9 protein-coding genes are annotated in these 10,341 nt (G+C 45.2%); all 9 read left to right on the forward strand.

Features of this window, described 5'->3' with window-relative positions:
• Nucleotides 1–54 precede the first annotated feature (54 nt).
• The gene (locus VIN08_RS09535; RefSeq protein ID WP_331963704.1) at nt 55–2,037 is read left to right on the forward strand and encodes a phage tail sheath C-terminal domain-containing protein; all 1,983 of its coding nucleotides are present in this window, start codon (nt 55–57) and stop codon (nt 2,035–2,037) included.
• 38 nt (nt 2,038–2,075) lie between these two features.
• On the forward strand, nt 2,076–2,504 hold the full coding sequence (locus VIN08_RS09540; protein WP_331963707.1) for a phage tail protein: 429 nt from the start codon (nt 2,076–2,078) through the stop codon (nt 2,502–2,504).
• 67 nt (nt 2,505–2,571) lie between these two features.
• A complete protein-coding gene (locus tag VIN08_RS09545) occupies nt 2,572–3,030 on the forward strand; it encodes a phage tail protein (RefSeq protein ID WP_331963710.1) in 459 nt (152 codons plus the stop codon).
• Between the two features lie 8 nt (nt 3,031–3,038).
• On the forward strand, nt 3,039–3,212 hold the full coding sequence (locus VIN08_RS09550; RefSeq protein ID WP_331963713.1) for a DUF5908 family protein: 174 nt from the start codon (nt 3,039–3,041) through the stop codon (nt 3,210–3,212).
• Complete coding sequence (locus tag VIN08_RS09555) at nt 3,212–3,901, forward strand: LysM peptidoglycan-binding domain-containing protein (protein WP_331963716.1); 690 nt, start codon at nt 3,212–3,214, stop codon at nt 3,899–3,901. The genes VIN08_RS09550 and VIN08_RS09555 overlap by 1 nt, the downstream gene beginning before the upstream one ends.
• Nucleotides 3,898–5,649, forward strand: a complete 1,752-nt coding sequence (gene vgrG, locus VIN08_RS09560; RefSeq protein ID WP_331963719.1) for a type VI secretion system tip protein VgrG — start codon at nt 3,898–3,900, stop codon at nt 5,647–5,649. The genes VIN08_RS09555 and vgrG overlap by 4 nt, the downstream gene beginning before the upstream one ends.
• Nucleotides 5,650–5,794: 145 nt before the next feature.
• A complete protein-coding gene (locus VIN08_RS09565) occupies nt 5,795–6,085 on the forward strand; it encodes a PAAR domain-containing protein (protein WP_331963722.1) in 291 nt (96 codons plus the stop codon).
• A 36-nt stretch (nt 6,086–6,121) separates the two neighbouring features.
• Nucleotides 6,122–6,559, forward strand: a complete 438-nt coding sequence (locus tag VIN08_RS09570; protein ID WP_331963725.1) for a GPW/gp25 family protein — start codon at nt 6,122–6,124, stop codon at nt 6,557–6,559.
• Between the two features lie 8 nt (nt 6,560–6,567).
• On the forward strand, nt 6,568–10,341 hold a 3,774-nt coding region (locus tag VIN08_RS09575; protein WP_331963727.1), incomplete at its 3' end, for a hypothetical protein.

Raw genomic sequence — 10,341 nt, forward strand, 5'->3', positions numbered from 1 at the left:
GTATTTACAAGTGAATCCTATATTAATTACTAATCACTAAAACCCTTATATAGCATGGCAACAGTATATAAAACCCCGGGCGTCTTTGTTGAAGAGATACCTAAATTTCCGCCTTCGGTTGCACAGGTAGAAACCGCTCTGCCCGCGTTTGTAGGCTATACCGAGAAGGCTACCAATATAGCCGATAATGATCTGAAGCTGAAAGCGAGACGTATCGGCTCCATGGTAGAATACGAACAGTACTTTGGTTATGGCCCCAAAACAATTGTAACCTCTGTATCGATCGATGACAAGAATAACTTCAAGTCGGCCGATGCCAAGAGTCAATACTATATGTACGACAGCCTGCGTTTGTTTTTCTCCAATGGCGGGGGCGATTGTTTTATCGTATCCATCGGATTGTATAAAACAAATTTAGGAGTACCCGTAGAAGGAGACTTCACTAAGGGTATAGATGCACTACTGACGGAAGATGATCCTACTATCGTTCTCTTTCCGGATGCCGTGCTCATGGATGATACCAGCCTGGGGAATGTGCAGAAAGCTGCACTGACACATTGTGCCGATGAGTCGCGCAGAGATCGCGTTGCTGTTTTCGATCTGGCAAAGAATGATACCAAGCCTTCGGAACTGGGCAAGACTTTCAAACAAAATATAGGTGTCAACAACCTCAGCTATGGCATGGCCTATACACCGTGGCTGAAAGTAAATATACCCAAGAATGTTACCTATGCCGATATTGTAGGAAAGCTGTTGAAGAATGGCGCAGCAGTAACACTGGATGCGCTTATACCGGCAGATGATCCCAACAAGGTAGATCTTACAAAGGCCATCGACCAGGTGGGTAAGGTATATACCGATATAAATAATATCAACGCGCAGACCACAGCGCTTTCCGGAATCTTTGGCTCACTCTCGGAAAACTTTGGCGACCTGGTGAATAAATATAACGCAGCACCTTCTGTTGCAAAATTTACTGACCTGATCAATTACCTGAGAGGTATATTTCTGGCGATAGACGATACGCTTGATCCTGCTATAGCGAATCGCATTCAGAATGACAGCCTGAAAGCTTCCGTGCAGGCAGCGGTAAATTCTGATTTCAAAGCACTGTTCTCCGGACTGATCGCTATCGACAAGGAAGCTGCAGACGATACGTTGGTAAAAGTAGAATATCCAACTGCCCTCATCAAACAAGCAGATATAACCAACGCTGTTTGGGGAGCTACATTTGTTAACGATGTGTTAAAGAGTGGTTTCATGACAGCTGCTACGAAAGAGGAAAAAGTAAACCAGGCTGTCGCTGAGCTTCAGAAACTATTCGGATCAATTAATCGCGCCTACTATCTGTTTCTAGTGGATGGAGCTGCTTCTGCAGCGCAGACACAAAACAGCGGTCTCGAAAATTCTCTTCCGGTATTCAAATCTATTATACGTGGTGTGAGTACGAGCATCAGCGAACTTCCGCCCAGCGGGGCTATTGCAGGAGTATATGCTACGGTTGATCGTACGCGTGGTGTATGGAAAGCGCCCGCCAACGTAAGTCTTAACAACGTGGTGGAGCCTACACAGGTATATACTAAAACACAGCTCGATAATTTGAATGTTGATGTTAATGCCGGTAAGTCGATCAACGCCATCCGTACCTTCTTTGGTAAAGGAACACTGGTATATGGCTCACGCACACTGGCCGGTAATGATAATGAGTGGAGATATATACCGGTAAGACGCCTGTTCATTATGGTGGAAGAGTCAGTGAAGAAAGCGACCGAACAATTTGTATTTGAGCCCAACGATGCAAATACATGGGTGAAAGTGCAGGCTATGATCGAGAACTTTCTCTTCGTGATCTGGCGCCAGGGAGCGTTGCAAGGTGCCAAACCGGAACATGCATTTTATGTAGCGGTAGGTTTGAATAAAACGATGACTCCTCTGGATATACTCGAAGGCCGTATGATCGTAGAGATTGGCCTGGCTGCCGTTCGCCCTGCCGAGTTTATCATCCTGCGCTTTTCGCACAAGATGGCTGAATCCTGATTATAAAAGATATATATAAACCATAACCCTATATACACATGGCAAATTACCCTATGCCGAAGTTCCACTTCCTGGTGGAATGGAATGGAAGTAAAGCAGGCTTTACTGAGGTGACCGGTCTCGATATGCAGATCGAAGCGATCGAGTACCGCGAAGGATCGAGTCCTACCTATTCAAAAACCAAACAGCCGGGACTGCATAAGTTCAGCAACATCACGTTGAAGCGCGGCACGTTTGAAGGCGATACCGATTTTTATACCTGGATCAATACCGTTAACCTGAACAAGGTTGAGCGAAGAGATATAGTGATCAAACTGCTCAACGAAAAGCACGAGCCGGTAGTAACCTGGCGAGCTGTAAATGCTTTTCCGTTAAAGGTACAGGCCAGCGATCTGAAAGCCGATGGTAACGAAGTAGCCATTGAAAGCATGGAGATCGCGCACGAAGGACTTAGCATCGTCAAGTGAAATTGCCGGTATAGCTATAGCCTGGTATATATATCAAAAATCATTTTAGTATTTAACAGCACAACCTATGGCACAGGAACAGCCATCGGCTGGAGGATATTATCCGCCAGTAGGGTTTCACTTTAAGGTGGACTTTCAAAATATAGGCAACAATAATGATATACGTTTTCAATCGGTGGCCGGCCTCACGGTAGAGTTTGATACCGAGTCGTTCAAGGAAGGCGGACAAAATCATTTTGAACATAAGTTGCCTGTACGCTCCAAGTTCTCTGACCTGGTGTTGAAGCGAGGTATGCTCACGGATTCTGAAGTGATCAAGTGGTGTAAGAAGGCATTGTTCGATCGTGAATTTCAGCCGGCACTCGTCATTGTTACGCTGCTCAATTCGGATCATAAACCTTTAAAGACCTGGAAGGTAAATAATGCCTGGCCACGCAAGTGGACGGTGAGTGATTTCAATGCGGGTGAAAATTCCATTGTGGTAGAAACTCTGGAACTGTGCTATAGCTATTTTACAACAGACTGACATATACTATGCCTATACAGATCATGGAGTTGAATATCAGTGTATCGGTTAATCAACCCGGTACATCTCCTAACAACGCACAGGCTACACCACAACCTAACGGACAGGATCCGCAGGAAGCTGTGGTAGATGAATGTGTAGAACAGGTGGTGAAAATATTGACGGATAAAAAAGAACGTTAATGGAATCGAACGGTCAGATCAAGAAACTGTGGATACAGGCCTATAACTCGGCCGACATGGCCAAGAAAGATTTTGTCGGTGAGTTCTATGCGCTGGTTAATCCGGAGAATTATTCGATCGACCTGAAGATGGAAGCGAAGGGCGGACAAGGACAAGGCACGAGCAGCAAGCAGGTAAAGTTCTCGTTCAAGCAACCCGAAGAATTTACGTTCGAATTTCTCTTCGATAACACCGGTATTATTGATGGCAAGCCTTTAAAGGATGGTATACATGAAAAGTTACAGGAGCTGCAAGACCTGGTGTTCAAGCTTGATGGTAAAGTGCATGAGCCGCGCCACGTGCATGTGATCTGGGGAAAACTGGATTTCAAAGGACGTGTTACGGGGATGACCATCAGCTATAAATTATTCAAGGCAGATGGTACACCTATACGCGCTTCTGTAAAAGTAACGATCAAGAAAAGTATACCGGAGAAGGAAGCAAATGCCGGTGACAGAAAGCAATCGCCTGATCTTACACACAGGCGTATACTGAAACAGGGAGAATCACTTCCGTGGCTCTGCGATATTATTTATGGTGATCCCAAGTATTATATACAGGTAGCCAAAGCCAACCGCATTGCCAACTTTCGAAATATACCGGTGGGTACTGAAATATACTTTCCGCCATTTACCAAGAGCGAAGCATGAGTGACGAACGCACGATACCCTCCAACAAACCGAAATCAGTTTGCACCTTTACGATACTGAGTGATGGCAACCAAGTGCCCGGCACGTATCATGTGATCAGTATCATCGTAAACAAAGAAGTAAACCGTATACCCTCAGCGACTATACTTATACTTGATGGTGATGCCGCGAAAGAAACCTTTGAAGTGAGCAACGCTGCCGACTTTGAACCCGGAAAGAAGATTGAGATAAAAGCAGGGTGGGTGAGTGATGAAGAAACAATCTTCAAGGGCATCGTTATCAAACAGAATATAAAAGTAAAGAATAACAACTCTATACTCATGGTAGAGTGTCGCGATGAAAGCATGAAGATGACGCTCGTGCCCAAGAGTAAATATTACAAAGACAAAAAAGACAGCGAGATATTCGAAGAGATCATTGGCACCTATAGTGGTCTCTCAAAAGATGTAGAAGCCACCACACTGCAACACAAGGAAGTAGTGCAGTATAACAGCACCGATTGGGATTTCATGGTATGTCGCGCAGATGTAAACGGGAAGTTGGTAATTGTAGATGATGGTAAGATTTCCATTGCCAAGCCCAATGTAAGTGCGGCCGCTGAACTTACAGCACAATATGGATCAACCGTACTGGATCTCGATGCAGAGATTGATGCGCGACTTCAGTTACCGGGAGTAAAGGCTGCATCGTGGAATTTTACCGATCAGCAATTACTCGATACAGTGGATGCCGCAGAGCCCAGTGTTCCTGCAGCCGGTAATCTTTCATCCGATCAATTGAAGAAAGCATCATCGTCCGATCCGCTGGTGCTTATACACAGTGGTAAAATTACCGAAGCAGAATTACAGCAGTGGGCCAATGCGCGCCTGCAAAAAAACAGGCTCGCCAAGATCCGCGGCCGGGTAAAAGTAGAAGGCTTCGCGAAAATGAAACCCGGAAAAATTCTGCAACTCAACGGAGTGGGTGCACGCTTTGAAGGTAAAGTTTTTGTAACCGGTATACGGCACCAGATAGAACATGGTAACTGGACAACGCACATGCAGTTCGGCACTAATCCCGAATGGTTTGCTGAAACCTATACCGTGCAACAGCCGCTGGCAGGAGCCATGTTGCCGCCCATACAAGGGTTGCAAATCGGTATAGTAACAAAACTGGAAGAAGATCCGGATGGTGAAGATCGCATTATGGTGCGCCTGCCAGTAGTACATAAAAACGATGAAGGTATATGGTGTCGGGTTGCATCGCTGGATGCCGGTAAAGAACGAGGCTTCTTCTTTCGCCCTGAGCTGGAAGATGAAGTCATTGTAGGGTTCATTGACGATGATCCGCGGCATGCCGTTGTGCTCGGTATGCTGAACAGCAGCAAGCTTCCGGCTCATACAAAACCGAAAGATACCAACCACATCAAAGGCTATGTATCGAGAGAAAAAATGAAGTGGATGTTTGATGATGAGAAGAAGATCATCAGTATAGAAACACCGGGAGGAAACAAGATTGTAATCTCCGAAGAAGATAAAGGAATGTCGTTCATTGATCAGAACGGAAACAAGATCGTGATGAACGACCAGGGTATAAAGATCGAGAGCATAAAAGACTTTACACTGAAAGCGGCAAAAGATATGAAAGCCGAAGGCCTGAACACCGAAGTAAAAGCAAGTGCCCAAATGAAAATGAAAGGCGATGCCAGTGCCGAGTTCTCGTCAGGAGGCAACACGAATCTGAAGGGAGCGATTGTCAATATCAATTGATTAGGTTATCAGTTATTCGTGAATCGTTAATGGATATCGAATAACAGATAACGCGTAACGAATAATGAATATCGAACAAGGAACACCGAATGTAGAAGTATACTACAGATAACGAATAACGATTAACAGTTAACGAATAACAGCTATGCCCTTTGCAGCAAGAGTAGGCGATATGCACATGTGCCCGATGGTAACCGGAACGGTGCCACATGTTGGCGGGCCGGTAATGCCCCCGGGATTGCCGACAGTAATGATTGGAGGACAGCCCGCGGCTACCGTGGGGAGTATGTGTATATGTACTGGTCCGCCTGATTCTATAATGAAAGGATCGGGAACAGTAATGATCAGTGGTCAGCCCGCAGCGCGCATGGGCGATTCAACAGCACATGGCGGAACCATTATGGCTGGCTGCCCGACTGTGAATATAGGTGGATAATGAAATATATAGTATGCTATAGATATATTCTGCACTATGAATGAGATCAGTAATGACCGGAATTTTATTGGACGCGGCTGGAGTTTTCCGCCACAATTCGATCGTTCGCTAAAAGCTGTACGCATGACAGAAGATGAGGAAGATATTAACAACAGTCTTACTATACTCCTGTCTACCATAGTAGGAGAGCGCGTAATGGATATGAACTATGGCTGCAATATGGACGAAATGGTGTTCGAGGCACTCGATACATCGACGATAACCTTTATCAAGAGTAAGATCAGCAAAGCGATATTATTCTATGAAGCCCGTATAGAAGTACAAAAGCTTGAGATCAATACACAAGATATACTGGAAGGAGTGATCCTGGTGGAGATTGAATATATAGTAAGTGCTACCAACAACCGGTTCAATTTTGTGTATCCGTTCTTCCGCACAGAAGGAACAGAACTATCATCTATTAAAGCAATCTAGCGCGATACATGGCAAAGTGCTCTGACAATAAGAACCCCTTACAACTGAGCGGCACCAACCGCAGCCAGCGAGAGCTATCAGGGCTCAAGGATAAATTTATATTGCCGGACGAACGCGACTTTAAAGACTGGCTATACTATACGCGAAATATAGCAGCCCATGTACAGTATAAAAATACGTTTCTGCAACATGAAGGTAATTGGGAGCCATTCTTTGATTCCGATGTGGCATCACAACTGTCGCTGATCGCTGTACAGAATGTAACAGACTATAAAGAGAAGATACGGATGCTCTTTGATGCCATTCAATCAACCTCTTTACAAAACGATATACCCCGACTTCGCAAGTGTTTTGGATTACTTTTCAGTGCGCTGATCTCACTGGCACAACGGATCGATTACTTTTCGATAACACTGCCCGAACAAGCTCCGCTTAAACTCACACTGAAAAACCTGATCGCCACGCGACTTGCTTTTTCGCTGAAGCGTTTGCTTGCCTATTATAAATCAGCGAAGACTAAATATACATCGGGAGGAAATCCCTTACTGGAAGACGATCTTGAAATAGTAGTAGCTGATTGGGATGATGTAGTGAAGCTGGAGTGGGAGAACAGTATAGCTGACGGTTGGCAAATTCTGTCGTTCGCCCAGAGTGCTGCCAAAGATATACTTGAAAATTCAGAGATCGGTAAATATACTGTACGAAGCGGTATCAGCCGTGCATGGATCGTAAATGCTTCCGGCACCGATTTTTTGGATTTCTACGAGAGCGGAATCATTTCTGATGTAACCATCTATAACCATCCGGCTGGACCTATAGCTGATACCGATCTGTGGGGAGTACTGAATCATGTCGTAAATCACAATTTGTTCTCGGGTATATTTGCCGATTTTCTTTCAGCCTATTCGCGTATTGTGCAGGATGCCGGGCAACAGCTTACAAAAGCAGTGGCCGGGCAGAACGATCATGAACCTCACTTCGCGCTATATCTTACTTTCCTGCACTTGTTCAAGAATGTGCAGCGGCAGATGAATACGTTCACCACCAATCATCTTGATTTTTATTATAAAGATGTACTGCGCTTGATTCCCAAGGGCAGTCAGCCCAATCATGCATACCTGGTGCTGGAGCTTGCCAACACAGTTAAGCAATACGCAGTAAAGAAAGATATAGGTTTCAAAGCTGGAAAAGACAGCGCGAATAAAGATGTAGTATATAAAAATGATCGCGATGTTATTCTGAATCGGGCAGTAGTCAGTGAGTTGCGTTCGTTCTATCGCGCTACCGATGCCGATAAGATCGGTAACTTTACACAGAAGGGATTGCTATATGCATCGCCCATAGCGAAGTCGGCCGATGGAGCAGGAGCGAAGCTTATAACAGAATCCGGAGAGTGGCATCCCTTTGCTTCGAAAACTTTTCTCGATGGCGAGCTGGCTTCCATCAACATGCCACAGGCTGTTATCGGGTTTGCGTTGGCATCGCACTATCTTTTTCTTAAAGAAGGTGCGCGCAGCATTACCGTTACGCTAACAGGAAGTGCACTTACCGTATTGGCAGGAAAAGAATTTACCTGCTATATCTCTACCGAAAAGAAATGGTTGGAGAAAGGATTGTCTTCGTTAAATACATCAGCATCTTCCTGCACATTCGTTATTACTATAGATCCGGGCGATGCTCCCGTTACCGCCTATAACCCCAAAGTACATGGCGATGCGTTTACAGGTATAGATACCCCGGTAGTAAAATTTCAACTGAAAAATATAGCGGGTAAAGATCAGTACAGCGATCTGAAAGATGTAGCGATATCCTCCATTGATCTGAAAGTTCGGGTAGGAACGCTGGATAAGTACGATACAACGGGCATGAAAGAATTATTGGTGTCATCCGACTTTGGAACCGTTGATCCATCCAAACCTTTCTTTCCTTTCGGACAAAATCCAAAAACAGGAGCCGGACTGGTGTTGGGCAGTAAAGAGTTGTTCAGTAAAGAGAACGCGCGATTTACCCTGTCGTTATCGTGGGCTGACCTGGTTGATATCCGCGATATGGATTACAATCCCACCGATATATTTTTCCCGAGTGCGCAGATGCGATTCCTGGAAGATGGTGTGTGGGTGGATGAGCCGGTGTCCAGTATACTTCATAGTGAGCATGATATAAACCAGAAGAAAAAAGGAGAGCTCGAATTGTTCTGGGGAAAGAACTATGATATGATGGAGGAGATATACCTGCCTACCGACCCGGTATCAGTTCCGCTGGCCAGTGTTATTGATTATAAAGATGATTATTCTCCCTATGGCATCAGCAGTAAAGATGGTTTTATGAAACTGCAACTGAATGCCGACTTCCAGTACGATGAGTATATATATGCTTTGCAGAAACATCTTATCGCTCTGGCAAACGGTAATGATAGTGATCCTAAACCAATACCACCCTATATTCCCAAGCTGCAATCTGTTTATATAAGTTATGAGGCTACTACTAAAATCAACTTTGCCAACGTAGGGGCGAGTCAGGCTAAATTTATACATCTATACCCGTTTGGTATAAATGAAGTAGATGCCACCGATGTAGTTTCGGGTAAAGCCACGCTGCTGCCGCAGTTTACGCAGGGTGCTTCCCTGCACAATATAGCCGAGTTCTATATCGGGTTAAAGGATGTAGTGCCGGCACAGCGCGTGTCTGTTCTTTTTAAAGTACTGGATGGCTCAACTGATCCCCGCTATAGCAAGCCGGAGGAACATGTTACATGGAGTTACCTGAGTAACAATCACTGGAAAGATTTTGATAAAGATGATATCGGTGACACCACACGCCAGTTGATCGAAACCGGTATAATTGACTTTGCTATTCCGGAAGAAGCCACCAGCGCCAACACGTTGTTACCAGCCGGCTATCATTGGCTGCGTGCCAGCATCCGGCAAATGCCCGAGCAGGTGTGCAAGCTTATCGATGTACTGGCGCAGGCTATACAGGTAACATTCTTTGATCAGGCAAATGCCGAAGACTTTTTGCAAACTCCGCTGGCAGCAGGTACTATATCCAAATTAGTTGAGCCTGATCCCTTCATTCGTAAAGTAACACAACCGTATGCTGCATTTGGCGGAAGGTATAAAGAACAGGGACGCGAGTTTTATACACGTGTAAGTGAACGCCTGAGACACAAGGATCGTGCGATCACCATTCGTGATTTTGAGCAGATCGTGCTCGAGGCTTTTCCCGATATACACAAAGTGAAGTGTCTTAATCATACACGGTTCGAACCGCAGGAGAATGAAGCAGAAACTATCTATAACGAGCAGGCGCCCGGTCATGTAACCATTATCGCTATACCCGACCTGCGAAATAAAAATGCTATCAATCCATTGCGCCCCTATACCAACCGAAGCCAGCTGGAAGAGATCAAGGAGATGCTATACCGCAGAGCTAATTGCAACATGGCGCTGCATGTAGAAAACCCTGCGTTTGAAGAAGTGCGGATTGAAACAACGGTAGTGCTACAGGCCAGTGCCTCCGGTAATGATACCTACTACGCCAACCTGTTGAAGGACGATATGGTAAAGTATATGACGCCCTGGGCATATAGCGAAAACAAGGATATCAATTTCGGAGGTCGCATAACCCGGAGTGACATCATAAACTTTATTGAAGAGCGCGACTATATCGATTTTATACTCGACCTGAAAATGTTTTTCAAGAAGGATGGAGCCGCTACGGAGATTCCTTTTGTAGATGAGATCACCGCTTCAACCGCGCGATCTATACTCGTAAGCGCCCCG

Source organism: Ohtaekwangia sp. (assembly GCF_036568665.1).
Lineage (GTDB): Bacteria > Bacteroidota > Bacteroidia > Cytophagales > Cyclobacteriaceae > Ohtaekwangia.

Excerpts from the sequence above, each read along its gene's own strand:
- VIN08_RS09535 (WP_331963704.1), top strand. The coding sequence starts at position 55 with ATGGCAACAGTATATAAAACCCCGGGCGTCTTTGTTGAAGAGATACCT.
- VIN08_RS09555 (WP_331963716.1), top strand. The coding sequence starts at position 3,212 with ATGGAATCGAACGGTCAGATCAAGAAACTGTGGATACAGGCCTATAAC.
- VIN08_RS09550 (WP_331963713.1), top strand. The coding sequence starts at position 3,039 with ATGCCTATACAGATCATGGAGTTGAATATCAGTGTATCGGTTAATCAA.
- vgrG (WP_331963719.1), top strand. The coding sequence starts at position 3,898 with ATGAGTGACGAACGCACGATACCCTCCAACAAACCGAAATCAGTTTGC.
- VIN08_RS09570 (WP_331963725.1), top strand. The coding sequence starts at position 6,122 with ATGAATGAGATCAGTAATGACCGGAATTTTATTGGACGCGGCTGGAGT.
- VIN08_RS09565 (WP_331963722.1), top strand. The coding sequence starts at position 5,795 with ATGCCCTTTGCAGCAAGAGTAGGCGATATGCACATGTGCCCGATGGTA.
- VIN08_RS09540 (WP_331963707.1), top strand. The coding sequence starts at position 2,076 with ATGGCAAATTACCCTATGCCGAAGTTCCACTTCCTGGTGGAATGGAAT.
- VIN08_RS09545 (WP_331963710.1), top strand. The coding sequence starts at position 2,572 with ATGGCACAGGAACAGCCATCGGCTGGAGGATATTATCCGCCAGTAGGG.